We start from the raw sequence: 24,811 nt of genomic DNA on the forward strand, positions 1-24,811 counted from the left end.
CCGCATGTCCATTTTCAGCCTCTACACCCGCGTTCTCGAGCTGCTCGGCAAGGAGGCGCGGCTGGGCTGGCTGCTGGCGTTCGCCAATCTGCTGCTCGCCGCCTCGCAGTTCGCGGAACCCGTGCTGTTCGGCCGGATCGTCGACGTGCTCTCCGGCAAGGCGGTCGCCGGATCAAACTCGGCTTGGCCGTTCCTGCTGGCCTGGGTGGCGTTCGGGCTGTTCACCATCGGCTGCAGCGCGATCGTGGCGCTGCAGGCCGACCGGCTCTCGCACCGCCAGCGCCAGGCGGTGCTGACCGACTATTTCGAGCACATTTTGCAACTGCCGCTGACCTTCCACTCAGGCACCCATTCGGGCCGGCTGATGAAGGTGATGCTCAACGGCACCGATGCGCTGTGGCGATTGTGGCTCGGCTTCTTTCGCGAGCACTTTGCCGCGATCCTGTCGGTCGTGGTGCTGCTGCCGCTGTCGCTCTACCTGAACTGGCGGCTCGCGATCCTGCTGTTCGTGCTCTGCATCGTCTTCACCGTGCTGACCACCTTCGTCGTGCGCAAGACCTTCGGCATGCAGATGGCGGTCGAGGAGCAATATAGCGAGCTCTCCGCGCGCGCCTCCGACGCGCTCGGCAACGTCGCGCTGGTGCAGAGCTTCGTGCGCGTCGAATCCGAGGTGAAGGGACTGCGCTCCGTCGCCGACGAGCTGCTGGCCGCGCAGATGCCGGTGCTGTCGTGGTGGGCGCTCGTCACCGTCATCACGCGCGCCTCCACGACGATCACGGTGCTCGCGATCTTCGCGCTCGGCATCGCGCTACACGACCAGGGGCTCACCTCCGTCGGCGAGATCGTGATGTTCGTGAGCTTCGCGACGCTGCTGATCCAGAAGCTCGAGCAGGTCGTGAGCTTCATCAACAACGTGTTCATGGAAGCCCCGCGGCTGCGCGAGTTCTTCAACGTGCTCGACGCCGTGCCCACGGTGCACGACCGGCCCGACGCGATCGATGCCGGGCGGCTCTCCGGCCTCGTCGAATTCAACGACGTCACCTTCTCCTATGATGGCAAGCGGCCGGCGGTCGAGGACCTCTCCTTCACCGCGCTGCCGGGCCAGACCATCGCGCTGGTCGGCGCGACCGGCGCCGGCAAGTCGACTGCGATCGCGCTTCTGCATCGCGCCTTCGATCCGCAGTCGGGCTTCATCAGGATCGACGGCATGGACGTCCGCGGCGTGACGCTGACCTCGCTGCGCCGGAACATCGGCGTGGTGTTCCAGGAGGCGCTGCTGTTCAACCGCTCGATCGCGGAGAATTTGCACGTCGGCAAGCCGGATGCGACCGAAGCCGAGATGCGCAAGGCAGCGGAGCGCGCGCAGGCGCTCGAATTCATCGAGCGCAGCGGCGGCTTCGAGACCAATGCCGGCGAGCGCGGCCGCATGCTCTCCGGCGGCGAGCGCCAGCGGCTGTCGATCGCCCGCGCGCTGCTGAAGGATCCGCCGATCCTGATCCTGGACGAGGCGACCTCCGCGCTCGACGCCGTCACCGAGGCCAAGGTGAACGCCGCTCTCGACGAAGTGATGAAGGGACGCACCACGTTCGTGATCGCCCACCGTCTCTCCACCATCCGCAATGCCACGCGGATCCTGGTGTTCGAGAACGGCCGCGTGATCGAAAGCGGAACTTTCGATGAACTCGTGGCCAAAGGCGGCCATTTTGCCGAACTCGCCAGGGCCCAATTCATGGTTCAGGAAAATGCACGGGCCAGCGTGACGGCCGCTGAGGCTGCGGCGACTGCGGTCAAGTCCCCATAGCATCGTCGAAATTCGGCCTATTTCATCACGGAATACCCGGCCGAAACCCCTATTCTCGACGCACGAGCCGGTATAGGTTTGCGACGCCGCAAGCGGCGGCGCCGGATTTCAGAACCGAACATCAGATCACGAGAGCCGACCGGAACCGGCGGGTCTCCAAGGACCGGAATCGGATAGTGCACGCCCTTCGCCCGCTGCTTCGCAAGTCCCTGTTCAACCTGTTCGCTGCGGCCCTCGCATCCGCGGTGCTGCTTGCGCCGCGCACGGCCAGCGCCGAAGCACTGCTGCTGATCGAAGCCGACAGCGGCAAGGTGCTGCAGGCCGAGAACGCGACCATCCCGTGGTATCCGGCCTCCGTCACCAAAATCATGACGGCCTACGTGACGCTGAAGGCGGTGAAGGACGGCAGGCTCACGCTCGACACGCTGATCACGGTGTCGCCGACGGCGGCTTCGCAATCGCCGTCGAAGATGGGGTTCCGTCCGGGAACGCAGCTCACCGTCGACAACGCGCTGAAGATGATGATGGTGAAGTCAGCGAACGACATGGCCGTGGTGCTTGCCGAAGGCGTCGGCGGCTCAATCGACGGCTTCTCGGCGATGATGAACGACACCGCGCAGAAGCTCGGCATGACGCAGACGAGCTACGTCAATCCGAACGGCCTGCCCGCCGACGGCCAGATCACGTCCGCGCGCGACCTCGGCATTCTCGCGCGCTCGTTCCTGCGCGACCTGCCGGAATACGAATATTTCGTGCACATCCCGGCAATCCGCTTCGGCAAGCGCGTCACCGGCAATTTCAACAAGCTGATCGGCCGCTACCCCGGGGCCGACGGTTTCAAGACCGGCTTCATCTGCGCCTCCGGCTACAATCTCGTGGCGTCGGCCACGCGCAACGGCCGACGGCTGATCGCCGTCGTGCTCGGCGCCAACTCCGGCACTGCGCGTGCGGTGAAGGCCGCGCAGCTGCTCGAACGCGGCTTCAGCCAGGACAATCTCACCTGGCTCCGCCCCTCGCTCGGCACCGTCGACAAGCTCGTGCCGGTCGACGCTTCGCCGCCGAACCTGCGCGAGGACATGTGCGGCGGTCATCGCAAGCGGCCGGCCAGCGATGATGACGACGCACTGATCGCCGCCAATGGCGGCACGTCCGGATCGGCCTCCGCCACCGGCGGCGAAGCCCAGGTCACCTTCTTCACCGCGGGCCTTCAGCCGCCCCTGATGAAGGCCTCCGAGCTGATGGCCTCCGCCCCCGCTGCGGCCGAGCCCGTGCTGGTCTATACCGGCCCGACCCGCACCGGCAGCGCCCTGATCGCGGCGGTCGCGGCCGATGCCGACCAGCAGGCCACGCCAAAGCCGCGTGGCAAGAAGTCGCGCGTCGCCAGGAAGCCTGATGCGGCCGACAAGCCAGCCGACAAGCCGAAGGATGCCAAGACGGCGGCGGCAAAGCCGGATGCCGCCAAGCCTGACGCCAAAAGCGATACCAAGTCCGCGGCGAAGCCGGCCGGGACCAAGCATGCCGCGGCCAAGCACGGTGCGGCGGCGAAACCCGCCGAGAAGCCTGCGGCAAGCGGCGATCAGGCGGCCAAGCCCGCCAAGCCCAAGGCGGCGACCAAGCCCGCCGCCAAGCCGGCCAACAACAGCTAACGGCACCCACCGCAAGCCGCGCCCGCGCTTCGCACCTGCGGCAGAGCGGCTTGCGACAATTCCAGTAGCCACTCCCTGACCTTTGTCCTAAGCCTCGACCGGCTTGCCACCCGTTCCGGCAGGCTCGATACTGGCCGCAATGAGGCAAGCCCGAGACACAACGGGCTCTGGTAAATTGAGGGGAGTTTTCCATGGAGCGCATCTGGCTCAAGCAATATCCGCCCGGCGTGCCTGCTGATATCGAGCCGACCCAATACGCATCGCTGGTCGACCTTCTGGAGGAGAGCTTCGCCAAGTTCGCCGACCGCAAGGCATTCATCTGCATGGACAAGGCGATCAGCTATCGCGACCTCGACCAGATGTCGTTGGCGCTCGCCTCCTATTTACAGGGCCGTGGCCTGCAACGTGGCGCCCGCGTCGCGATCATGATGCCGAACGTGCTGCAATATCCGGTCGCGACCGCTGCCGTGCTGCGCGCCGGTTTCGCGGTGGTCAACGTCAACCCGCTCTACACGCCGCGCGAGCTCGAGCATCAGCTCAAGGATTCCGGCGCCGAAGCCATCATCGTGCTGGAGAATTTTGCCCACACGGTCGAGCAGGTGATCGCGAAGACGCAAGTCAAGCATGTCATCGTCGGCAGCATGGGCGACCTGCTCGGCTTCAAGGGCGTGATCGTCAACCTCGTCGTCCGCCGCGTCAAGAAGATGGTGCCGGCCTGGTCGCTGCCGGGCGCGGTGTCCTTCAACGACGCGATATCGGCCGGCCGCGGCCTGACGTTCAACAAGCCGAAGCTGTCGCCGGGCGACGTCGCCTTCCTGCAATATACCGGCGGCACCACCGGCGTCTCCAAGGGTGCCACCCTGCTCCACCGCAACATCGTCGCCAACGTGCTGCAGAACGACGCCTGGCTCCAGCCGGCGCTCGCTGCACCTCCGCATGTCGATCAGCTCATGATCGTCTGCGCGCTGCCGCTCTATCACATCTTCGCGCTGACGGCCTGCTACCTGCTCGCGGTGCGTGCCGGCGGCTGCAATCTGCTGATCCCCAATCCGCGCGACATCGCGGGCTTCGTCAAGGAGCTGGCGAAGTACCAGGTCAACAGCTTCCCGGCCGTGAACACGCTCTACAACGGCTTGATGCACCATCCCGACTTCAAGAAGCTCGACTTCTCCAAGCTGAAGATCTCGAACGGCGGCGGCATGGCGGTGCAGCGCCCCGTCGCCGAGCAGTGGAAGGCGGTGACCGGCTGCTTCATCGCCGAAGGCTACGGCCTGTCGGAGACCTCGCCGACGCTGACCTGCAATCCCGCGACCACGACCGAGTTCTCGGGATCGATCGGCATCCCCGTGCCTTCGACCTGGATCTCGATCCGCGACGACGACGGCAACGAAGTCCCGCTCGGCCAGCCCGGCGAGATCTGCGCCAAGGGCCCGCAGGTGATGTCGGGCTACTGGAACAGGCCGGAAGAGACCGACAAGGTGATGACCGCCGACGGCTATTTCCGCACCGGCGACATCGGCGTGATGGACGAGAAGGGCTACACCAAGATCGTCGACCGCAAGAAGGACATGATCCTGGTCTCGGGCTTCAACGTCTATCCGAACGAGATCGAGGAAGTGATCGCGAGCAATCCGGGCGTGCTCGAATGCGCCGTGATCGGCATCCCCGATTCCAAGTCGGGCGAGGCGGTGAAGGCGTTCGTGGTGAAGAAGGATCCCAACCTCACCGCGGAAGCCGTGATCAAGTTCTGCCAGGGCCAGCTCACCGGCTACAAGGTGCCCAAGCACATCGAATTCCGCACCGACCTGCCGAAGACCAATGTCGGCAAGATCCTGCGCCGGCAGCTCCGCGACGAGAAGAAGGCGGAGGCGGCGTAGGCCGCGCCTTGGTTCATGACTCTTGGGTTCATGACTGACGTCGGCGACATCACGCCATCAGGCATTCTCGCCTTCTGGCGCGAGGCCGGCCGCGAGCGCTGGTACAAGCGCAGCGACGCTTTCGACGCGGAGGTCGGGCGTCGCTTTCTTCCGCTATGGAAGCGGGCGACCGCCGGCGAGCTGGCCTCCTGGGAAGAAAGCGACGACGGCGCGCTCGCGCTCGTCATCGCGCTCGACCAGTTTCCCCGCAACATGTTTCGCGGCACGCCGGAAGCCTTTGCCAGCGACGCGCTGGCGCGCGACGTCGCCCGCCGCGCAATCGATCGGGGCGTCGACGGCAGGATCGACCCCATCCTGCTCGAATTCCTCTATTTGCCCTTCATGCATTCCGAGCACCTGCCCGACCAGTTGCATTGCGTCGCGCTGTTTCAGAACACCGACAATGCCGAGAACCTGAAATACGCGCGGGAGCACGCCGACATCATCCAGCGGTTCGGCCGTTTTCCCCACCGCAACCGCCTCCTCGACCGCGCCACCACCGAGGAAGAACAGGCCTTCCTCGACGGCGGCGGCTTTGCCGGCTGATGACAGAACGGTGAAGGACCGCGACCCTCGCCGCCAATGTTGTGCAGCGCCGCCGCACGGTCTAAAAAGCGGGATCGATTTTCAGGGAGACTGACGATGGCGATCCAGACTGGCGACAAGCTGCCCGAGGCGAAATTCCGCGTGATGACGGCCGAAGGTCCGCAGGTGAAGACCACCGACGACATCTTCAAGGGCAAGAAAGTGGCGCTGTTCGCGGTGCCCGGCGCCTACACCGGCACCTGCCACAAGATGCATCTGCCGAGCATCTTCCTCAACGCCTATGCCATGAAGGACAAGGGCGTCGACACCATCGCCATCGTCTCCGTCAACGACGCTTTCGTCATGAACGCCTGGAAGCGCGATACCGACCAGCGCGACGAGGCCATCTTCCTCGCCGACGGCAACGCCGACTTCGCCAAGGCGATCGGCATGGAGCTGGACGCCTCCGGCAACGGCCTCGGCATCCGCTCCAAGCGCTATTCGATGCTGGTCGAGGACGGCGTGGTGAAGAAGCTGAACCTCGAAGCGATGCCCGGCAAAGTCGAGGTTTCCGGCGGCGATACGCTGCTGGGGCAGCTGTAAGGCGGCCAACGCTCTCAACCACAAATGACACTGTCATGCCCCGCGAAGGCGGGGCATCCAGTACGCCGAGGCTTCTCGGCTCAATCACAACCGTCTCGGAGTACTGGATCGCCCGGTCAAGCCGGGCGATGACAGCTGAGAATGAGGCGGCAATGACGGTAGAGTGGCCGCGGCCGCGCTCTACTCCGCCACCCGCTGCTGCAACCGCGCCTTCACAATCCCGTCCCGCGCCAGCTGGTCCGCGCGCTCGTTCTCGGGATGCCCGGCGTGACCCTTGACCCAGTGCCAGCGGACCTCGTGCTGCTTCAGCGCCGCATCGAGGCGCTGCCATAGCTCGACATTCTTCACCGGCTTCTTGTCGGCAGTGCGCCAGCCGTTGCGCTTCCAGCCGTGGATCCAGCCGGTGATGCCCTGCCGCACATACTGGCTGTCGGTATAGAGATCGACGCTGCACGGCTTCTTCAGCGCTTCGAGCGCGGAGATCGCGGCCATCAATTCCATCTGGTTGTTGGTGGTGTGGCGCTCGCCACCGTTCAGCTCTTTTTCCTTGTCGCCGAACTTCAGGATCGCGCCCCAGCCGCCCGGCCCGGGATTTCCCGAGCAGGCGCCGTCGGTATAGATCGTGACAATGGGAAGCTCGCTCACGCGACCAGTCCTGACGGCATCAGCCCGTAGTCGCGCACGCTGGAAACGCTCTGGTGGAAGCGCAGCTTGCGAAAATATTCCAGCGGATCCTTGGGCTTGACCAGCGCTCCTGGAGGCACGTTGAGCCAGTCGACCAGCCGCGTCAGCAGGAAGCGGATCGCGGCGCCGCGCGCGAGCAGCGGCAGCGCGGCTTCTTCCGCCTCGGAGAGTTTTCGCACCCGGCCATAGGCATTGAGGAAGGCGCGCGCCTTGGTGACGTTGAACGAATGGTCCGGCTCGAAACACCAGGCATTCAGGCAGATCGCGACGTCATAGGCCAGCATGTCGTTGCAGGCGAAGGTGAAGTCGATGATGCCGGAGAGCTTGTCGCCGAGGAAGAAGACGTTGTCGTTGAAGAGATCGGCGTGGATCACGCCCCCCGGCAGATTGCTCGGCCAGACCCCGCTCGAGAGATAGTCGAGCTCGGCCGCGAGAAACGCATGCAGGCCCGGCTGGACCTCATCGGCGCGGCTTGCCGCCGCGTCGAACAGCGGCCGCCAGCCGGAGACCGACAGCGCATTGCCACGCTTGATCGCAAAATTGGCGCCGGCCAGATGCATCCTGGCCAGCCCCTCGCCGACGCCGGCGCAATGGGCCACATTCGGCTTGCGCGGCCAGACGCCTTCGAGAAAGGTGATGATCGCGGCCGGCCGGCCCGACAGCTCGCGCAGCGCCTCGCCGTCCCCGGCCTTCACCGGCAGCGGGCAGGTGACGCCGTGCTCGGCGAGATGCGTCATCAGCGCGAGGAAGAACGGCAGGTCGTTCTTCGCCACGCGCTTCTCATAGAGCGTGAGGATGAACGAGCCTTTGCTCGTGTGCAGCAGGAAGTTGGTGTTTTCGACGCCCTCGGCGATGCCCTTGTAGGAGAGCAATTCGCCGAGATCGTATGGCTTCAGGAAATCCGCAAGCTCGTCGGCGGCAACGTCGGTGTAGACCGCCATAAAAGTCTACTCGGCGGCGGCTTCGGGACGCACCTGGCGCGGCAACGGGAAGAACTCGTTCTCTTCCGCGGCCGAGACCGTCTCCACATGCAGCGTGTAGCGCTCGGCGAAGGCATCCATGATCTCCTCGACGATCACTTCCGGCGCGGACGCGCCCGCGGTGATGCCGAGGCTCTTGATGTTGCCGAACCTGGTCCAGTCGATGTCGGTGGCGCGCTGCGCCAGCACCGCGATCCCGCAGCCTTCGCGCTCAGCGACCTCACGCAGGCGCTGCGAATTCGACGAGTTCGGCGCACCGACCACGATCAGGGCGTCGACGACCGGCGCCACCTTCTTCACCGCGAGCTGGCGGTTGGTGGTGGCGTAGCAGATGTCTTCCTTGTGCGGGCCGTTGATGTTCGGGAAACGCTCCTTGAGCAGCGCCACGATCTCCGCGGTGTCATCGATCGACAGCGTGGTCTGCGTCACGAAGGCGATGTTGTCGGGGTTCTTCGGGACGATGGTCTTGGCGTCCTCGGCGGTCTCGATCAGGGTTACGGCGCCGACCGGAAGCTGGCCGAGCGTGCCGACCACTTCGGGGTGGTGGGAGTGGCCGATCAGGAAGATCTCGCGGCCGCGCTTGAAGTGGATCGCGGCCTCGCGGTGCACCTTGGTCACCAGCGGGCAGGTCGCATCCAGCGAGAACAGATTGCGGGAGGTGGCGTCGGCCGGCACCGATTTCGGCACGCCATGGGCCGAGAACACAACCGGCGCAGTGGTGTTTTCCGGGATTTCGGCGAGCTCTTCGACGAAGATCGCGCCCTTCTTCTTCAACCCGTCGACGACGTATTTGTTGTGCACAATCTCGTGGCGAACATAGACGGGGGCGCCGTATTTATCGAGCGCCCGTTCCACGGTGTCGATTGCCCGGACCACCCCGGCGCAGAAGCCGCGGGGAGAACAAAGCACGATCTTGAGGTCTGGTTTGGCTGACATTGAGCGATCTCGGGACCGAATCACCCGTTTCGCCTTCTGGCGGGGGCGGTCAATGGATGGAATAGGGCTTAAAGGGGTCTGCTAGGACTTTACAGGCGCTTCCAAGGGAATTGGGCCCCCTTTCGGGCTCTGTCAAGGCACTATCTATAGCAGAACCATTGCGTGGCTAGCCCCTCAGGGCTTATATAGCGCGAATTCCCTGTCATCGCTGATGACCACCGGTTTCGCCTCCAGAGGGGTGGGCGAAGCACAAAGGAGATTTGCCATGAGCAACGCACCTCTGATGCCCAAGGCGACCGCCGTCTGGCTGCTCGACAACACCGCGCTGACCTTCGACCAGGTCGCCGATTTCACCAAGATGCATCCCCTCGAGGTGCGTGCGATCGCCGACGGCGACGCTGCCCAGGGCATCAAGGGCATGGATCCCCTCTCCAACGGCCAGCTGACCCGCGAGGAGATCGAGAAGGGCGAGAAGAACCCGGACTACCGGCTCCGCCTTCAGGAGAGCAAGGTCGTGCTGCCGCCGCAGCCCAAGCGCAAGGGCCCGCGCTACACCCCGGTCTCCCGCCGCCACGAGCGCCCGAGCGCCATCCTCTGGCTGCTGCGCAGCCATCCGGAGCTCAAGGACGCCCAGATCATGCGTCTGGTCGGCACCACCAAGAGCACCATCGCCAGCGTTCGCGACCGTACCCACTGGAACACCTCCCAGCTGACCCCGATCGACCCGGTGACGCTTGGCCTTTGCTCGCAGATCGAGCTCGATTTCGAAGTGGCGCGCGCGGCGAAGGAAAAGCCGATCGACACAGCCTATGGCGGCGCCACCCTGCTGCCGGCTTCCGAAACCACCAAGAAGGACGAGTACGAGCCGGCGGAGCGATCGAACGACGATCTCAACGTCGACGCCGTGTTCGCCAAGCTGAAGACGCTCGGCGGCAAGAAGCAGGACGAGGAGGAGGAGTAAGGCTCCCCTCCCGGTTTACGATCGAACGCAATTTGAACGCGGCAGGGAAACCTGCCGCGTTTTTGTTTTGCGGAGACCCTCGCGATCGGCACAGATGCAGCCACACGCAAGCTGCAGTCCCCTCCCCCCTTGCGGAGGAGGGTTAGGGAGAGGGGTGCCCCACGGGGACTCTCTCCATCAACTCAAAGCGTCTCGCGCGACTCTCACGCACCGTTTGCTGGGCTACCCCTCTCCCCTGCCCTCCCCCGCAAGGGGGGAGGGAGCGCAGGGTTCGCCTAGGCGACAGCTCGAAAACGACAGCAACGACGTATCAAAACTTGTACGTCACACCGCCACCGACCAGCCACGGATCGATATGCGCGGTGCCTGTGACCGGCAGGCCACTGACGGTCGCTGAGTAATCCGGCCGCAGCCAGAGCTTCTTGACGTCGACGTTGAGACCCCAGTGCCGGTCGAGCATGTAGTCAAAGCCGAACTGCACGGCGCCGCCCCAGGCGTTGCTGACGTGCACGCTGGTGGTGGTGGCAACGATCGCGGGCGGACCGACGATGGCGGCTGGCGTATTGGCAGCCGAATTGTTGAAGAACACGGTGTAGTTCACGCCGGCGCCGATATACGGCTTGAACGCGCCGAAATTGTCGAAGTGATATTGCAAGGTCAGCGTCGGCGGCAGCAGCGTGGTCTTGCCGATCGGCAGGTTCGCGAGCGAGCCGTTGCCGCTGATCGAGTGCCTGGTCACGCCGAGGATCAGCTCGGCCGCGATGTTCTTGGTGAAGAAATAGCTGATGTCGAGCTCGGGCACGACCTGGTCGCTGATCGAGAGCCCGGAATTCGGCGACGACAGCGACGGCACGCCTGCGACATTGACGGTTGAGCTACCGGCATCCGGCAACACGCCAAGCACGCGCAGACGCACCATCCACGGATTGAACGCTTCTACCGACGGCGGTGCCTTCTTGTAGACAGGCAGATCGGCCGCCTGCACCGAGCCAAAAGTCCCCACGAGCATCGCGCCAACCGTCGCAAGCCGCGCCAGGTTTTTTGTCGTTCCGTTCATTGCATTCCCCTTCAGCCATCTCTCGCGCGTCGTTGCGCGACGTCAGCGTCAGAGCAGAAAGGGGATGGTGATGGATTTGACGCCGATCAAATCAGGACTGACGCGACACGATTTGGTTGTGGCGTTGCCGATGTGTCACGAGATACGCGAATGAATGCGCAGGATAATTCCGTAGCCGATGTCACGGCCGGTCGGGATGGTTCAGCATGTACTCGCCGAGATCGCGCTGACGGCGGTCGGACCGGGCGGTGGCAGCGTTGCGCTGGACGTCGCGGTCCTTGCGGCAGGCCACGTATTCGGGCGAGCCCTGCGCATAGCCGCGACTCTGACAGACCGCGTCGTCATCGTCACCGCCCACCGCCACCGGCGTCTGGTAGCGCGCGGAGCAGGCGGAGACAGCGATGGCGAGCAGCACGGCGACAAGCAGGCGCGGCGCGGTGGCGAGTGGCATACGAGGTCCCCTGTTGGCCGGCCCTGTTTAGCCCGGAATGAGGAGATTGTAAGTCCCTGGGCGTCGTTCCCCACGCGCTGTCATTCCCCGCGACCCGGCTACGCCAAGGCTTCGCCGGGGTTGAGGTCCAGGGGCGCCGAAGCTTTAGCGTAGGCGGCAGGCGGGGAATCCAGTACTCCGCGGCGGTCATTGGGTCACACAACTCCGGCCGCGGCGTACTGGATCACCCGCTTTCGCGGGTGATGACAGCGGAGATCGCCTCACACCCTGCCCTTCAGCGCCTCGCCGATCTCGTCCAGCACCTTGGGATCCTCGATCGTGGCCGGCATGGTCCAGGCTTCGCCATCGGCGATCTTCTTGATGGTGCCGCGCAGGATCTTCCCCGAGCGCGTCTTCGGCAGGCGGCCGACGGTGATGGCGAGCTTGAAGGCGGCGACGGGGCCGAGCCTGTCGCGCACCAGCGCGACGATCTCCTTTTCGATCTCCGCAGGCGCGCGCTTCACGCCGGCCTTGAGCACCAGGAAGCCGCAGGGCACCTCGCCCTTGATCGCGTCCTTGACGCCGAGCACGGCGCATTCGGCGACGTCCGGATGCGAGGCCAGAATCTCCTCCATGCCGCCCGTGGAGAGACGATGGCCGGCGACGTTGATGATGTCGTCGGTGCGGCCCATCACGAAGACATAGCCGTCCTCATCCTTGTAGCCGGCGTCCGAGGTTTTGTAGTAGCCGGGGAATTCAGTGAGGTAGGCGTCCTTGAAGCGCGCATCCTGATTCCACAGCGTCGGCAGGCAACCCGGCGGCATCGGCAGCTTGATGACGATCGAGCCCATGGTGTTGGGGCCGACGGGCTTTGCGGCTTCGTCGACGACGTCAACCTGGTAGCCCGGCATCGGCACCGTCGGCGAGCCATGCTTCACCGGCAGCATGCCGAGACCGACCGGATTGCCGGCGATGCACCAGCCCGTCTCGGTCTGCCACCAATGGTCGATCACCGGCACCTTGAGCTGCTGCTCCGCCCATTCCACCGTCGGCGGATCGGCACGCTCGCCGGCGAGGAACAGCGTGCGGAATTGCGACAGGTCGTATTGCCGGATGAACTTGCCTTCCGGATCCTCTTTGCGGATCGCGCGGAACGCCGTCGGCGCGGTGAAGAAGGCGACCGCCTTGTGCTCGCTGATGACGCGCCAGAACGCGCCGGCATCGGGCGTGCCGATTGGCTTGCCCTCGTACATGATCGACGTCGCACCATGCAGCAGCGGGCCATAGATGATGTAGCTGTGGCCGACCACCCAGCCGATGTCGGAGCCACACCACCAGACCTCGCCCGGCTTGACGCCATAGAGGTTGAACATCGACCATTTCACCGCGACGAGATGGCCGCCATTGTCACGCACGACACCCTTGGGGATCCCGGTCGTGCCTGAGGTGTAGAGGATGTAGAGCGGATCGGTGGCGGCGACAGGCACACAAGCGGCCTTCTTGCCGTCGTTCATCGCCTTGCGGCGCAGGCTCGCCCAATCGTAGTCGCGGCCCGGCGTGAGGTCGCAGATGTGCTGGGGACGTTGCAGCACGATGCAGGCCTTCGGCTTCGTGCCCGCAAGCTTGATCGCCTCGTCGAGCAGCGGCTTGTACTGCACGATCCGGCCGGGCTCGATGCCGCAGCTCGCGGAGAGGATGAGCTTCGGCTGAGCGTCGTCGATGCGGGTGGCGAGTTCCTTGGCGGCAAAGCCGCCGAACACCACCGAGTGCACCGCGCCGATGCGCGCGCAGGCGAGCATCGCGACGACGGCTTCCGGCACCATCGGCATATACAGGATGACGCGATCGCCCTTGGCGACGCCAAAATCCTGCATGATGGCGGCGAGCGCCTGCACCTCACCCAATAGCTCCGCATAGGTGAACTTGGTGACCGAGCCCGTCAGCGGCGAATCATGGATCAGCGCAACCTGGTCGGCGCGGCCGCGTTCGACATGGCGGTCGAGCGCGTTGTAGCAGGTGTTGACGACGCCCCCCATGAACCAGCGGCCGTAGACGCCCTGCGAGGCATCGAAGATCGTCTTTGGCGGCTCGATCCAGTCGATCTCCGTGGCCGCCTCGGCCCAGAAGCCCTGGGGATCAGCCAGCGAGCGCGCATGGACCTCGTGATAGAGACTCGTTCCCTTGACGTTCATTCCCGCGCTCCCGTTCCCTTTAGTCGCCTTGCCTTGACCTGACCGACAGGACGAGCGTCCCGCCATGACAGGGATCAAGTGCCGGCGTTGTTTGAGAGGTATTTTCCCGGGAACGGGCCGCGGTTCAAGCTGAAAAGGATGGGTCTTTGGGAGGGAGGGAAGAAAGGCCATCGAGGCAAGCTGGAGCCACGACAAAGGTGAGCCCCCTCCCCCCTTGCGGGGGAGAGCGGGAGAGAGGGGTGGCCACGAACTCAGTCTAGAGTTTGTGGCCACCCTCTCCCTAACCCTCCCCCGCAAGGGGGGAGGGAACGCAGTGTGCGCGTAGAGGCGCCTCAACTCTCCATCGCATTCAGCCGCTGCAACCGATCCTGCATGACCTTCCTCAGATCATAGCCAGGCCGGCCGAAGCTCGCATTCCGCGTGGCGAGGAAATCGCGCTGGGTCTTGCGGAGATCGCCGGCCGAGCGGCCTTTCGTAACCTTCAGCACGCGCTCATAGGTCTCGGCGATCTGGCGATCGAGCACGCCGAGTTGCGGATCGGCGCAGATCACCTTCTCGACCTCGCGCTTCGCCGTGGCGCAATCGAACGACGGGCCGTTGCCGGAATTCGCCGCGAGCGGACGCAGCGGCTCGGCGCCGAACTTCGCGATCTCCGCCATCATGGTGCGGCGGCCGTTGGCCGCGTTCTCGTTGCCGGGATCGAGCTTCAGCGCCGTCTCGTAATCGGCCAGCGCCTTCCTGCGCTCACTCATCTTCTTGTAGAGCACCGCGCGGTTGTTATAGGTCTGCGCGAAATTCGGATCGATCTTCAGCGCAGCCTCGTAGTCGCTGAGCGCCGCGCCAAGCTCGCCCTTGAGCTGGTAGGAATCGCCGCGGTTGGTGAAGAAGCTCGGCCGCGGCGCCAGCCGCAGCGCCTGGTCGTAGTCGGCGATCGCCTTGTCGTACTCACCCATTGCGGCCAGTACCAGGCCACGATTGTCGTAATATTCGGGGACCTTCGGATCGAGCTTGATCGCCTCGCCGTCATCGGCGACCGCCTTGTCGAGCTGGCCGAGCTTCTTGTAGGCCGCGCCGCGATTGGTGTAGGCGCGCGGCCGGTTCGGATCGAGCCGCAGCGCCTCGCTGAGATCGCGGATCGCCTTCTCGTTGTCGCCGCCGAGATAATAGTTCACGCCGCGGTCGGACCAGGCCTGCGCATCATCCGGCTTCAGCTTGATCGCCTGATCGTAATCGGCGAGCGCGCGGTCGAGCCGGCGCTGATTGGTGTAGACGACGCCGCGCAGCTCGTAGGCTTCCGCGTCCTGCGGATCGAGCTCGATGGCCTTGCTGAGATCAGCCGCGGCACGGTTGAGATCGCCGCCGGCCTCGCGCAGCAGGTCGCCGCGCAGGCGCCATGCCTTTGCGTTCTTGCCGTCCAGCGCGATGGCGCGGTCGATATCCCGCAGCGCCTGCGTGAGGCCGCCTGAGGTTCGCGCATTGGCGTCGGCGCGCACCAGCAGCGCGGCGGCGCGGTCTGAGCTCGAATTGGTGGTCTGGTCGATGATGGCGCCGCACGCCGTGATCAGTTCGGCGGGCGCAGTCTTGCTGCCCATCACGCAATCGACGGCAGCAGAGGCCGGGGCGGCGAGGACAAGGCTCATTGCAGCGCTGAGCAGGAAGGCGCGAAGCGGAATTTTGGCAAACGGGAACATTTGCGCGGAAGAACGCGTGCCGCACATCAGGGAGACTCCGTGACATCAGGTTTTCACCATTGTCGCGGCGGGCGAGGAATGGGTTCAATTCGGCCCTGTTGGGACGCACCGCCGCCCGCACTCCCTCGCCCCGCTTGCGGGGAGAGCCGAAGACCGCCTCACTACCCGTCCACCCCGTTCAGCCGCTGCAATCTGTCTTGCATCGCTTTCTTGAGATCATAGCCCGGCCGGCCAAATCCAGCATTGCGGCGGACAATGAACTCGTCCTGCTCGCGCTGAAGCGCCTTAGCTTCCGCAGGATTGCGTGCCTCCCGGATCGCGCGGGCGTTCGACGCAAAAATCTCCCGATCGAGATCGGCGAGCTCGCGGTTGGCGCAGATCGCCTTCTCGACGGCCCGGGCCGCACTCCTGCAATTGAAGCTGGGCTTGCCGGCCACCGCCATCTGCGCGCCGATCCGCTCGAGCTCGCGCGCCATCGCCTTGTGATTGGCCTTGGCCTTCTCGTGGTTCGGATCGATCTTCAGCGCGGCGCCGAAATCCTGCACCGCCTTCGGCTTATCGCCCTTCTTCAGCCAGAGCTCGCCACGGGCGTTGAAGAGGTCGGCCAGGGTCGGATCGAGCTGAAGAGCGCGGCTGTCGTCGGCGATCGCACGGTCGACCTGGTCATGCCGCGCATAAAGCGCGCCGCGCGCGACCAGCGCCTTGACCAGGTCCGCCTTGGCCGTCTTCTCGTTGTCGATGACGGAGGCGCAGGCGGAGCCGGCCTTGTCCATGTCGTCGGCGGCAGCAGCAGCGAGGCACGGCGCGACATCGACCTGCACGACGGCGGCGGGCTCGCCGCCGGTCGCGGCATGGGCCGCCCCTAGCGAAAGCGCACAGAGCGCCACCGCGCCGGACAATCGAATGAGATTTTGAGAACGCATGCTAGCTGCAGTCGGAAAGTCTTGGCTTGAGTCTTGGCCTGGGTTTTGGCCTGGGTCTGGCTTGAGCCTTGCCTTGAGGGTGCACTATCCATCATACGGCCGGATTGGTGCTAGCTTGTGGCACGGCCAAAATCGGTTTCGGGGATCAACGTGTCGACATTCGAATGGATCATCGTGCTTCTGCTCGGCGCCGTTGCATTATCGGCGCTGGCGCGGCGGATCAAGGTCCCCTACCCGACCTTTCTCGCCATCGGCGGCGCGCTGATCGCCTTCGTGCCGAACAGCCCCTCCTGGACGCTCGAACCCGACCTCGCCTTGGCACTTTTTGTCGCACCGGTGCTGATGGATGCCGCCTTCGACACCTCGCTGCGCGATCTCCGCAACAACTGGGTTCCGGTCTCGACCCTGGTGGTCGCCGCGGTCGGCCTGACCACGGTCGGCGTGGCCTTCGTCGCGCACCGGCTGATGCCTGACATGCCCTGGGCCGCCGCCATTGCGCTCGGCGCCATCGTGGCCCCGCCGGATGCCGCGGCAGCGGTTGCAATCCTGAGCCAGGTCAAGCTGCCCTATCGCATGGTGAAGGTCCTGGAGGGCGAGAGCCTGCTCAACGACGCCAGCGCGCTCCTGATCTATCGCATCGCGGTCGGCGCTGTCGTCATGGAGCATCTGAAATGGAGCGAGGTCGCGCCGACGATCGCACTCGGGCTGGTCGGCAGCGTCCTCGCCGGTCTTTTGGCCGGGCGCATCATCCCGCTGTTCCTGGAACGCGTGAAGGAAGCGCCGAGCGCGATCATCGTGCAGTTCGCCACCACCTTCATGGTCTGGATCGCAGCCGAGCATCTCGGCCTCTCCGGCATCCTCACCATCGTCGTCTACGCCATCACCGTCGCGCGCACGGCGGGGGCGCGCATGCCGGCGCGGTTACGGGTGCCGTCCTATGCGGTCTGGGAAACGATGGTGTTCGTGCTCAACGTGCTCGCCTTCATGCTGATCGGCATGCAGATGCGGCCGATCTGGACGCGGCTCGACGCGGAGGTGCGCTGGGAATATTGCGTGGCCGCAGCCTGGATCCTGCTCACGGTGGTCCTGGTGCGGCTTGCCTGGATCACGTTCTACCGCGCGACGCTGCGCGTCCTGATCGCGCACGGGCTCTATCATCCGAAGGATCCCAAGCAGGTTGCCTCGCCGAAGGGTGGCCTCATCATCTCCTGGTGCGGCATGCGCGGTCTCGTCACGCTCGCCACCGCCTTCGCCTTGCCGGAAAACTTCCCCTACCGCGACTTCATCGTCTTCATCGCCTTTGCGGTGGTGCTGGGCTCGCTGGTCATCCAGGGCCTGACGCTGCGGCCGCTGATTCTCGCCTTCGGCCTCAAGGACGACGATCCCGTCGGTATCGAGGTCGCGCGCGCCCGCGCAGTCGCCTATCGCGCCGCGCTCGATGCGATCGAGGACGATCCGTCGGAGGAGGCGGAAATCCTGCGGCTCGAATACCGCGCCATCCTGATGCAGGCCGACGACGATCCGCACGGCGGCATCGCCAGCGGCGAATTGCCCGCCGATCCGCTGCGCCGCCGCGCCATCGAGGCCGCGCGCAAATCGATCCTCGGCCTTCGCGATACCGAAGTGATCGGCGACGACGCGTTTCACCGGATCGAGGAAGAGCTCGATCGCGCAGAATTGAGCGCCGACGGTTAAACTCCGCTCGAGCGTTGAGCGGCGTGCCGGCCTATCCAGGTGGTTAGGAGCTTGAACCAAACACCGCCTCTCCAGACTCATTCCAGATGACGACCTTGATCGACGACCGTCGTGTACGCGCGCGTGATGCGTCGCCTGCACGATATTTTTATCTCAATATGGCACTGGCCTGCGCAGCCACCGCGTTTCTCGGCTTCGCGCCGACCTATTTCGTACCGCTCGCGCAGCGGACGTTTTCGGCGAGCCCGGTGATTCATTTTCACGGGCTCCTGTTCTTCACCTGGTCTCTCTATTTCGTGATCCAGACCTGGCTCGCGGCGTCGGGCCGCGTGGTCAATCACCGCGCACTCGGGATTGCCGGCGTGTCGCTTGCGACCGCGATGACGATCTTCGGCTTCCTCGCCTCGGTGCACGTGATGCAGCACGCCGCCGCACTTGGGCAGAAGGATGCCGGCATCGGCTTCTCGATCGTGCCGATGAGCGGCATCGCGTTCTTCGCGGTGGTGTTCGTGCTCGCGATCGTGAACACGCGAAAGCCCGAGATTCACAAGCGCCTGATGCTGCTTGCCGCGGTCTCGATCCTCGATGCCGCGATCGCGCGCTGGTTCATTACCTTCCTCGCGCCTCCCGGTCCTCCCGGCCCGCCGCCGGTGCCCGTCACGATCGCCCCGGCCGTGGTCGCGTCGCTCCTGCTTGTCGTCGCCATGGCGCGCGACTGGCGCACCGATGGCCGCGTGCACCCGGTCTACATTTACGGCACGCTCGCGCTGCTGGCGGTGAAGGTGCTGAACTGGCCGATCAGCGAGAGTGCGGCGTGGCATTCGTTTGCCGGCGGGATTCTGGCGCTGGCGCAGTAGTCACCGCTGTCGTCCCGGACAAGCGCAGCGCAGATCCGGGACCCATAGCCACAGGACGTGGTTTGGCGAAGACTCGGAGTTGCTAGCTCGCGCGGCAACTTCGTCCTGTGGCTATGGGTCCCGGGTTCGCGCTTTGCGCGTCCCGGGACGACGACGGAAATTGGAGCTACGCCCCCGCCTTGCACGTGATCCCGCCGTCGACCACGAGCTCGATCCCCGTCACATATTTCGACTCGTCCGACGCCAGGAACAGCGCGGCATTGGCGACGTCCCAGGCCTCGCCCATGTGCCCCATCGGCACCTGCGCATCGCGGGCGCGCCACATCGCCTCGACGTCGCCCTTGGCGTAGCTGTTCGCGAGACCCGCGGAATGCTCCACCATCGGCGTCTTCATCAGACCGGGCAGGATTGCATTCACCCGCACATGGTTCTTCGCGAACTCGATCGCGGTCGAGCGCGTCAGCTGGTTCATCGCGGCCTTGCTGGCGTTGTAGCTGACATAGGAAATCCCGACATGCCGGATCGAGGCGATCGAGGAGATGTTGATGATCGAGCCGCCGCCCTGCTTCACCATCACGGGGACGACGTGCTTCATGGCGAGATAGGCACTCTTGAGGTTGACAGTGAAGACGCGGTCCCAGCTCTCCTCGGCGACCTCGACCACGCTGCCCATCTCGGCGATGCCGACATTGTTGTCGAGCACGTCGATGCGGCCATAGGCCTTCAGGCACGCCGCCACCATCGCCTCGATCTCGCTCGCGCGCGAGACGTCCGCGGTGAAGGCAGTCGCATTGCCGCCCTCACCCGTGATGATCTTCGCTGTCTCCTCGGCTGCCGCACCGTTGCGGTCGACGCAAAACACCTGCGCGCCCTCGCGCGCAAAGGTCACCGCGGTCGCCTTGCCGTTGCCCCAGCCGGGCCCGATCGAGCCGGCGCCCACCACCATCGCAACCTTGCCCTTGAGCCGATCCATCGCATTTCTCCCTTGCTGTTCTTGTAGCCCGGATGGAGCGCAGCGCAATCCGGGGCGACTGTTCCCGGATTGCGCTTCGCTTCATCCGGGCTACGGATCGTTACAAATCTTCATCGTCGTGACGTTAGCACCGATCGGGTGCCCGACAATCTCCGACAACGTCCGGCACTTCCCGTCATGGCATAACCGCCATTCCCCGGCCGCACCCGAATTGCCGAGCACGACCTCCGGCATCGGTGCACGCTGCGGCTGCCATTGAAACCAGCCGTCGACGAGCCGCGCCTCGGGCGGCGGCTCCATGCCGGGCCCGGTGCCCTTGACGCGCGCCTGCACCAGTTCGAGGCCGGCAGGCGTCACGCGCCAGTCCTCCTGCCAGTCGACCTTCGCAATCGAATGCGTCCACACCAGCGTGAAGGCGGAAAGCGCGAGCGCTTTCACGCCTGAAGCTGTTGCGAAACAGAGGCTCACACCGCCTCGACAATTGCCGGCGGACGCTGCCGCCATTGCCACAGCACGAGCGCGGCGGAGAGCAGGAAGCCCACGGTGTCGCTGAAGGCGAAGTCACCGAGCAGGCAGAGCGCGGCGCCGAGCGCGAGCACGCGTTCGAGCAGCGTCATGCGCGTGAACAGGAAGCCGATCGCGACCATGCCGAACAGGCCGATCGCCACCAGCGCCTTGAAGGTCGCGAGCGCCACCGCGCCGTAGAAGCCGAGCTTGGCCGCCATGGGGTCGCCGGCCTGGAGCATCAGCGCCGGGGAATAGACGAAGATGAACGGAATGACGTAACCGGCAAGCGCGATGCGCATCGCCTCCCAGCCGATCTTGTCCGGATTCTCCTTCGCGATCGGCGCCGCCGCCAATGCGGCGAGTGCCACCGGCGGCGAGAGGTCGGCCATGATGCCGTAATAGAACGCGAACATATGGCTCGCGATCAAGGGCACGCCGAGCTTCGCCAGCGCCGGCGCGGCGAGCGCGGCGGTGATGATGTAGGTCGGGATGGTCGGAATGCCCGTGCCGAGCAGGATCGACAGCAGCATGGTCATGATCAGCGCCAGGAACAGGCTCTTCTCGCCGAGACCGATCACCCAGCTGCCAAAAATGGTGCCGACGCCGGTCTGCGACATCATGCCGATGATGACGCCGACGATGGCGCAGGCCATACCCACCGTGATCGCCGACTTCGCACTCTCGGCCAGCGCATTGCGGCATTCGCGCAAGGCCGCGAACCCGCCGCGCACGAACGCCGTGATCACGATCAGCCCGACGACGACGCTCGCGACCGGCACGATCTGGAGACCGTCGCGCGACAGCGCGCCGACGACGAGCGCAAGTCCGATCCAGAAGATGGAGCGGACGACCATCGAGGAGGCGCCGGCCGTGATGCTGGCGCCCAGGATCAGCGTCACCGTGAGCGCAAGGCCCATGCTGCCGGCATAGAGCGGCGTAAAGCCCTCGAACAGCATGTAGACGAGCGCCGCGAGCGGCAGCACGAGATACCAGCGCGTCACCAGCGCCTTCCAGGCACTCGGAATCTCCGAGCGCTTCATGCCGACGAGGCCGTGCTTGCCGGCTTCGAGATGGACCATCCAGAAGGCGGACGCGAAATAGAGGATGGCGGGGATCGCCGCCGCCTTGACGATTTCCGAGTACTGGACGCCGAGCGTCTCCGCCATGATGAAGGCGACCGCGCCCATCACCGGCGGCATGATCTGGCCGCCCATCGAGGCCGTCGCCTCGACACCCGCCGCAAAGGCGCGGCGATAGCCGAACTTGATCATCAGCGGAATCGTGAACTGGCCGACCGTGACGACGTTGGCGACGCCGGAGCCGGAGATCGTGCCCATCATGCCCGAGGCGAACACTGCGACCTTGGCGGGGCCGCCGCGGGTCCTGCCAAATAGCCCAAGAGAAACGTCGGTGAAGAGCTGGATCATGCCGGCGCGCTCCAGGAACGAGCCGAACAGGATGAACAGGAAGATGTAGGTCGCCGAGACGTAGATCGGCACGCCGTAAAAGCCTTCGGTGCCGAACGACAGATGCGTGACGATCTGGTCGAAGTCATAGCCGCGATGGTTGAGCGGCGACGGCAGATACTGCCCGAAGAACCAGTAGACGAGACATGCGCCGCACATCAATGGCAGCGCCGCGCCCATCAGGCGCCGCGTGCCCTCGAAGATCAGCACCGCGAGCAGGGTGCCGACCGCGAGATCGAGCCTGGTCGGATCGCCGTCGCGCGCAATCAGGTCGGCATAGAAGATCCACTGATAGAGGCCGCAGAAGAAGCCGGCGCCGCCGATCACCCAGCCGAGCGCGCGACCGACATCGCTCTTCGCGGTGAAATTGGCGATCAGGCCGAAGGTGAGGAGAACGAGGAAGCCGACATGGACGCCGCGCACCACCTGGCTCGGCAGATAGTTGAAGGCGGCGACATAGAGCTGGAAGGTGGCGAAGGCGATGCCGATCCAGTAGGCGAGTTGGCCCCACCAGCCCGGACCAAAACCTTCCGGAAAACCGTGCTCGAAATTGTCGAATTCAACCTTGATGGGCTCTGCGGAGCCCTCTGCCTGCAACATGCCCGTATCCCCGCGCCCATCATCTGCGGCGCTTATAACATTGAGCTTCCGCTCGCCACACCGTCATGGCCGGGCTTGTCCCGGCCATCCACGGCTCACGGCGCCTCCAAGAACGTGGATGGCCGGGACATCTGCGCGAAGACGCGCTTCGCGCTTTTGCCCGGCCATGACGTCCGATAACGAAAGCTGACTACTTGATCAGCCCTTTTTCCTTGTAATAGCGGATCGCGCCGGGATGCAGCGGAACCGGGCTGCCGGTGGCGGCCGCCTCGAGCTTGATCTCCTTGCCCGCGGCATGGGCGTTCTGCAATTCGGGCAGCGACTCGAAGATCAGCTTGGTCATCTGGTAGGCGAGGTCGTCCGACACCGCGGAGCTCGTCACGAGATAGTTGACCACGGCCGCGGTCGGCACGTCCTTGTCCTGGCCGGTATAGGTATTGGCCGGAATGATTGCCGAGATGAAGGGCGGGCCGATCTTGTCGATGGTCTCCTTCGGCACCGACACCACGGTGATCGAGGCCGAACTCGAGAGATCCTTCAGCGAGGCGACGCCAAGGCCGGCCGATTGAAGCGTCGCGCCCAACTGGCGGTTCTTCATGAGGTCGACGGATTCGGCGAACGGCAGATATTCGACCTTGCCGAGGTCCTTATAGGTCATACCTGCGGCCGCGAGGATCGCACGGGAATTGAGCTCGGTGCCCGACTTCGGCGCGCCGACCGAGAGGCTCTTGCCCTTGAGGTCTGCGAGCGTCTTGATGCCCGATTCGGCGGTCGCGACAATCTGGATGTAGTTCGGATAGATCGCGCCGATGGTGCGCAGCTTGTCCAGCTTGGACTTGAAGCCGGCTTCCTCGTCGCCCTCCCAGGCGGCTTTGAGCGAGTCACCCAGCGTGAACGCAATTTCACCGCGGCCCTGCTGGAGCAGGATCAGGTTCTCGACCGACGCCTTGGTGGCCTGCACCTGCGTCTTCACGTTCGGAATCTTGTCGCCGTAAATCTTTCCGATCGCGACCCCAAGCGGATAGTAGACGCCGGAGGTGCCGCCGGTCAGCACGTTGATGAAGGATTGCGCATGCGCGCAAGGTGCCGACGCCGCCAGGGCAAGAGCCGCGGCCGCGCCGAAAATCGTCCGTTTCATGGTTGTTGTACTCCCCAAACCGGCCGGGAAATTGGCCGGATGGGGGAAGCGGGTCAACCCATCCAAAAGTCACAACAGGACTGCGGTAAACGGCTGACCCGGCTCGATTTTTGGGGAACCCGCGGGTGCGGCGAGGTGGCGCAGTCAGGGTCTGGCGCGTGTCTCGCCGCGCTGGCAAGCCTTACTGGCAAGCTCTTGCTGGCAAGCCCTTATTGGAAGGTCATGTCCAGGCACTTGGAGATGTCGGAGCCGAGGCCGGAGGAGATGATGATGCAGCCGCGCACCTTCTGCGCGGTGACGTCGGCGGCCCAGACCGAGTAGCCGCCGGGGCCGAAGAACGAGTTGGTGTTCGGCGGTTCGGTCTCGGTCGCGTCGAAATCGTATTTGCCGTCGGTCTCGAAGATGCGCGGCTTCTTGGTGCAGCCGCCGTCGGTCTGGACGTTGATGACTTCCTTGTTGTCGCGGGTCAGCGCGAGCGAGACCTGGCAGCGGAAATATTCCGAGGTCTTGGTATTGAACAGGTAGGTGTAGGACTTGCAGGTCGCGGTGTTCAGCTTGCCCGGGGCGAGGCCACGGCTGCACGAAATCCGCTGGTTGTGGCTGAGCTGGTAGTCATCCGCCCGGGCGGCGGGCGCCAGCGCCGTCACCAACAGCGCGGCGGCTGAGCAGGCTTTCACGACTTGGTTCATCCGAATCATCCCCCTACCAATATTTTTGTCGAATTGCGTTCTAGACTGAAAGCGGAACATAGTCGCGCGGGGACGAAGGGAAAATCACAAACTGCTGGGCAGGACGTGATGCGCTGCGGCGCTTTCGCAAATTGACCTGTAAACGCCGTTCGTGATTTGTTCAAGATGGCAACCCCAACGATGGGGAGGATGGGATGATGGCATTTTCAACGAAGACATTTGCACTTGCACTCACAGCAACGCTCGGCGCATTCAGCGCACCCGCATTGGCGCAGACCGCGGCAACGCCCTGGGAGCTCAAGCCCGACACCGGCTATGCCTATGACAAGGAAGGCAAGACCTTCTCCTACAAGATGGGCACCAACAATGCCGGTGAACTCCTGAAGGGCGCCAAGAAGGTGCCGAAAGGCACGCTGTTCTTCATCGGCCACAACGGCCAGCTCTACATGCGCAGCGGCCCGTATCTCGAAGGCGACGGCAAGTTCAAGTTCGGGTCGGATCAGTAAGGGGCGACGGCCAACCCAAGCACTCGGTGTCATCA

General features: G+C 64.7%; 22 protein-coding genes. 9 read left to right on the top strand and 13 right to left on the bottom strand.

Features of this window, described 5'->3' with window-relative positions:
* The first annotated feature begins 4 nt into the window (after positions 1-4).
* From AB7531_RS39720 to AB7531_RS39740, 5 genes are all read left to right on the top strand, one after another.
* The gene (locus tag AB7531_RS39720; RefSeq protein WP_063985844.1) at positions 5-1,801 is read left to right on the top strand and encodes a glucan ABC transporter ATP-binding protein/ permease; all 1,797 of its coding nucleotides are present in this window, start codon (positions 5-7) and stop codon (positions 1,799-1,801) included.
* 176 nt (positions 1,802-1,977) lie between these two features.
* Positions 1,978-3,447, top strand: coding sequence for a D-alanyl-D-alanine carboxypeptidase family protein (locus AB7531_RS39725; RefSeq protein ID WP_063985845.1), 1,470 nt, complete (start codon positions 1,978-1,980; stop codon positions 3,445-3,447).
* A gap of 191 nt (positions 3,448-3,638) precedes the next feature.
* Positions 3,639-5,324: a long-chain fatty acid--CoA ligase gene (locus AB7531_RS39730; RefSeq protein ID WP_063985846.1), complete on the top strand. Its 1,686-nt coding sequence runs from the start codon at positions 3,639-3,641 to the stop codon at positions 5,322-5,324.
* Positions 5,325-5,354: 30 nt separating this feature from the next.
* On the top strand, positions 5,355-5,909 hold the full coding sequence (locus AB7531_RS39735) for a DUF924 family protein (protein WP_063985847.1): 555 nt from the start codon (positions 5,355-5,357) through the stop codon (positions 5,907-5,909).
* A gap of 96 nt (positions 5,910-6,005) precedes the next feature.
* On the top strand, positions 6,006-6,491 hold the full coding sequence (locus AB7531_RS39740) for a peroxiredoxin (protein ID WP_007597501.1): 486 nt from the start codon (positions 6,006-6,008) through the stop codon (positions 6,489-6,491).
* A gap of 180 nt (positions 6,492-6,671) precedes the next feature.
* Here the strand turns inward: AB7531_RS39740 and rnhA are convergent, their stop codons facing one another.
* From rnhA to ispH, 3 genes are read right to left on the bottom strand one after another with little or no spacing between them, the layout of a single operon-like run.
* Positions 6,672-7,136 carry a ribonuclease HI gene (gene rnhA, locus AB7531_RS39745; RefSeq protein ID WP_063985848.1) on the bottom strand — a complete coding sequence of 155 codons (465 nt, stop codon included), beginning with the start codon at positions 7,134-7,136 and terminating at the stop codon, positions 6,672-6,674.
* Complete coding sequence (locus AB7531_RS39750) at positions 7,133-8,116, bottom strand: homoserine kinase (protein WP_063985849.1); 984 nt, start codon at positions 8,114-8,116, stop codon at positions 7,133-7,135. Before AB7531_RS39750 ends, rnhA begins: the two co-directional genes overlap by 4 nt.
* A 6-nt stretch (positions 8,117-8,122) precedes the next feature.
* Entirely contained in the window at positions 8,123-9,091 is a 969-nt protein-coding gene (gene ispH / locus AB7531_RS39755) for a 4-hydroxy-3-methylbut-2-enyl diphosphate reductase (protein ID WP_063985850.1), read from the bottom strand.
* A 265-nt stretch (positions 9,092-9,356) separates the two neighbouring features.
* On the opposite strand from ispH, the gene AB7531_RS39760 reads away from it, so the two are divergent.
* The gene (locus AB7531_RS39760) at positions 9,357-10,052 is read left to right on the top strand and encodes a DUF1013 domain-containing protein (protein WP_063985851.1); all 696 of its coding nucleotides are present in this window, start codon (positions 9,357-9,359) and stop codon (positions 10,050-10,052) included.
* 310 nt (positions 10,053-10,362) lie between these two features.
* Here AB7531_RS39760 and AB7531_RS39765 read toward each other — a convergent pair whose 3' ends face one another.
* The 5 genes from AB7531_RS39765 to AB7531_RS39785 form a co-directional block, all read right to left on the bottom strand.
* Positions 10,363-11,109 (bottom strand): OmpW/AlkL family protein, encoded by a 747-nt coding sequence (locus tag AB7531_RS39765; RefSeq protein WP_063985852.1) that lies wholly within the window; start codon positions 11,107-11,109, stop codon positions 10,363-10,365.
* Positions 11,110-11,290: 181 nt separating this feature from the next.
* Positions 11,291-11,560 carry a hypothetical protein gene (locus AB7531_RS39770; protein ID WP_063985853.1) on the bottom strand — a complete coding sequence of 90 codons (270 nt, stop codon included), beginning with the start codon at positions 11,558-11,560 and terminating at the stop codon, positions 11,291-11,293.
* Between the two features lie 260 nt (positions 11,561-11,820).
* On the bottom strand, positions 11,821-13,731 hold the full coding sequence (locus AB7531_RS39775; protein ID WP_063985854.1) for a propionyl-CoA synthetase: 1,911 nt from the start codon (positions 13,729-13,731) through the stop codon (positions 11,821-11,823).
* 332 nt (positions 13,732-14,063) lie between these two features.
* Positions 14,064-15,449, bottom strand: a complete 1,386-nt coding sequence (locus tag AB7531_RS39780) for a tetratricopeptide repeat protein (RefSeq protein WP_063985855.1) — start codon at positions 15,447-15,449, stop codon at positions 14,064-14,066.
* Positions 15,450-15,583: 134 nt separating this feature from the next.
* Entirely contained in the window at positions 15,584-16,345 is a 762-nt protein-coding gene (locus AB7531_RS39785; RefSeq protein ID WP_063985856.1) for a tetratricopeptide repeat protein, read from the bottom strand.
* A 117-nt stretch (positions 16,346-16,462) separates the two neighbouring features.
* On the opposite strand from AB7531_RS39785, the gene AB7531_RS39790 reads away from it, so the two are divergent.
* Together AB7531_RS39790 and AB7531_RS39795 are read left to right on the top strand one after the other, a co-directional pair.
* A complete protein-coding gene (locus AB7531_RS39790) occupies positions 16,463-18,040 on the top strand; it encodes a cation:proton antiporter (RefSeq protein ID WP_084795312.1) in 1,578 nt (525 codons plus the stop codon).
* Between the two features lie 86 nt (positions 18,041-18,126).
* Positions 18,127-18,897: a hypothetical protein gene (locus AB7531_RS39795; protein ID WP_063985857.1), complete on the top strand. Its 771-nt coding sequence runs from the start codon at positions 18,127-18,129 to the stop codon at positions 18,895-18,897.
* Positions 18,898-19,063: 166 nt separating this feature from the next.
* On the opposite strand, the gene AB7531_RS39800 is transcribed toward AB7531_RS39795, so the two are convergent.
* The 5 genes from AB7531_RS39800 to AB7531_RS39820 all read right to left on the bottom strand — a co-directional run bounded on the left by AB7531_RS39800 (position 19,064) and on the right by AB7531_RS39820 (position 24,270).
* Positions 19,064-19,870, bottom strand: coding sequence for an SDR family NAD(P)-dependent oxidoreductase (locus AB7531_RS39800; RefSeq protein ID WP_063985858.1), 807 nt, complete (start codon positions 19,868-19,870; stop codon positions 19,064-19,066).
* Between the two features lie 90 nt (positions 19,871-19,960).
* Positions 19,961-20,374, bottom strand: coding sequence for a DUF1850 domain-containing protein (locus AB7531_RS39805; RefSeq protein WP_063985859.1), 414 nt, complete (start codon positions 20,372-20,374; stop codon positions 19,961-19,963).
* Positions 20,335-22,443: a TRAP transporter permease gene (locus AB7531_RS39810; protein WP_063985860.1), complete on the bottom strand. Its 2,109-nt coding sequence runs from the start codon at positions 22,441-22,443 to the stop codon at positions 20,335-20,337. Before AB7531_RS39810 ends, AB7531_RS39805 begins: the two co-directional genes overlap by 40 nt.
* Before the next feature lie 190 nt (positions 22,444-22,633).
* On the bottom strand, positions 22,634-23,581 hold the full coding sequence (locus AB7531_RS39815) for a TAXI family TRAP transporter solute-binding subunit (protein ID WP_063985861.1): 948 nt from the start codon (positions 23,579-23,581) through the stop codon (positions 22,634-22,636).
* Between the two features lie 209 nt (positions 23,582-23,790).
* Positions 23,791-24,270, bottom strand: a complete 480-nt coding sequence (locus AB7531_RS39820; protein ID WP_063985862.1) for a hypothetical protein — start codon at positions 24,268-24,270, stop codon at positions 23,791-23,793.
* Positions 24,271-24,467: 197 nt separating this feature from the next.
* Between AB7531_RS39820 and AB7531_RS39825 the strand changes: the two genes are divergently transcribed.
* Complete coding sequence (locus AB7531_RS39825) at positions 24,468-24,776, top strand: hypothetical protein (RefSeq protein WP_063986736.1); 309 nt, start codon at positions 24,468-24,470, stop codon at positions 24,774-24,776.
* The last annotated feature ends 35 nt before the right edge of the window (positions 24,777-24,811 follow it).

The organism is Bradyrhizobium sp. 63_E2_N1_3 (genome assembly GCF_052076005.1).
GTDB lineage: Bacteria > Pseudomonadota > Alphaproteobacteria > Rhizobiales > Xanthobacteraceae > Bradyrhizobium > Bradyrhizobium barranii.

Coding starts and splice junctions, on each gene's coding strand:
- AB7531_RS39720 (WP_063985844.1), top strand. CDS start 5: ATGTCCATTTTCAGCCTCTACACCCGCGTTCTCGAGCTGCTCGGCAAG.
- AB7531_RS39815 (WP_063985861.1), bottom strand. CDS start 23,581: ATGAAACGGACGATTTTCGGCGCGGCCGCGGCTCTTGCCCTGGCGGCG.
- AB7531_RS39810 (WP_063985860.1), bottom strand. CDS start 22,443: ATGTTGCAGGCAGAGGGCTCCGCAGAGCCCATCAAGGTTGAATTCGAC.
- AB7531_RS39735 (WP_063985847.1), top strand. CDS start 5,355: ATGACTGACGTCGGCGACATCACGCCATCAGGCATTCTCGCCTTCTGG.
- AB7531_RS39775 (WP_063985854.1), bottom strand. CDS start 13,731: ATGAACGTCAAGGGAACGAGTCTCTATCACGAGGTCCATGCGCGCTCG.
- AB7531_RS39730 (WP_063985846.1), top strand. CDS start 3,639: ATGGAGCGCATCTGGCTCAAGCAATATCCGCCCGGCGTGCCTGCTGAT.
- AB7531_RS39800 (WP_063985858.1), bottom strand. CDS start 19,870: ATGGATCGGCTCAAGGGCAAGGTTGCGATGGTGGTGGGCGCCGGCTCG.
- AB7531_RS39750 (WP_063985849.1), bottom strand. CDS start 8,116: ATGGCGGTCTACACCGACGTTGCCGCCGACGAGCTTGCGGATTTCCTG.
- AB7531_RS39795 (WP_063985857.1), top strand. CDS start 18,127: ATGACGACCTTGATCGACGACCGTCGTGTACGCGCGCGTGATGCGTCG.
- AB7531_RS39770 (WP_063985853.1), bottom strand. CDS start 11,560: ATGCCACTCGCCACCGCGCCGCGCCTGCTTGTCGCCGTGCTGCTCGCC.
- AB7531_RS39760 (WP_063985851.1), top strand. CDS start 9,357: ATGAGCAACGCACCTCTGATGCCCAAGGCGACCGCCGTCTGGCTGCTC.
- AB7531_RS39765 (WP_063985852.1), bottom strand. CDS start 11,109: ATGAACGGAACGACAAAAAACCTGGCGCGGCTTGCGACGGTTGGCGCG.
- ispH (WP_063985850.1), bottom strand. CDS start 9,091: ATGTCAGCCAAACCAGACCTCAAGATCGTGCTTTGTTCTCCCCGCGGC.
- AB7531_RS39740 (WP_007597501.1), top strand. CDS start 6,006: ATGGCGATCCAGACTGGCGACAAGCTGCCCGAGGCGAAATTCCGCGTG.
- AB7531_RS39825 (WP_063986736.1), top strand. CDS start 24,468: ATGGCATTTTCAACGAAGACATTTGCACTTGCACTCACAGCAACGCTC.
- AB7531_RS39820 (WP_063985862.1), bottom strand. CDS start 24,270: ATGAACCAAGTCGTGAAAGCCTGCTCAGCCGCCGCGCTGTTGGTGACG.
- AB7531_RS39785 (WP_063985856.1), bottom strand. CDS start 16,345: ATGCGTTCTCAAAATCTCATTCGATTGTCCGGCGCGGTGGCGCTCTGT.
- AB7531_RS39780 (WP_063985855.1), bottom strand. CDS start 15,449: ATGTGCGGCACGCGTTCTTCCGCGCAAATGTTCCCGTTTGCCAAAATT.
- AB7531_RS39805 (WP_063985859.1), bottom strand. CDS start 20,374: ATGGCGGCAGCGTCCGCCGGCAATTGTCGAGGCGGTGTGAGCCTCTGT.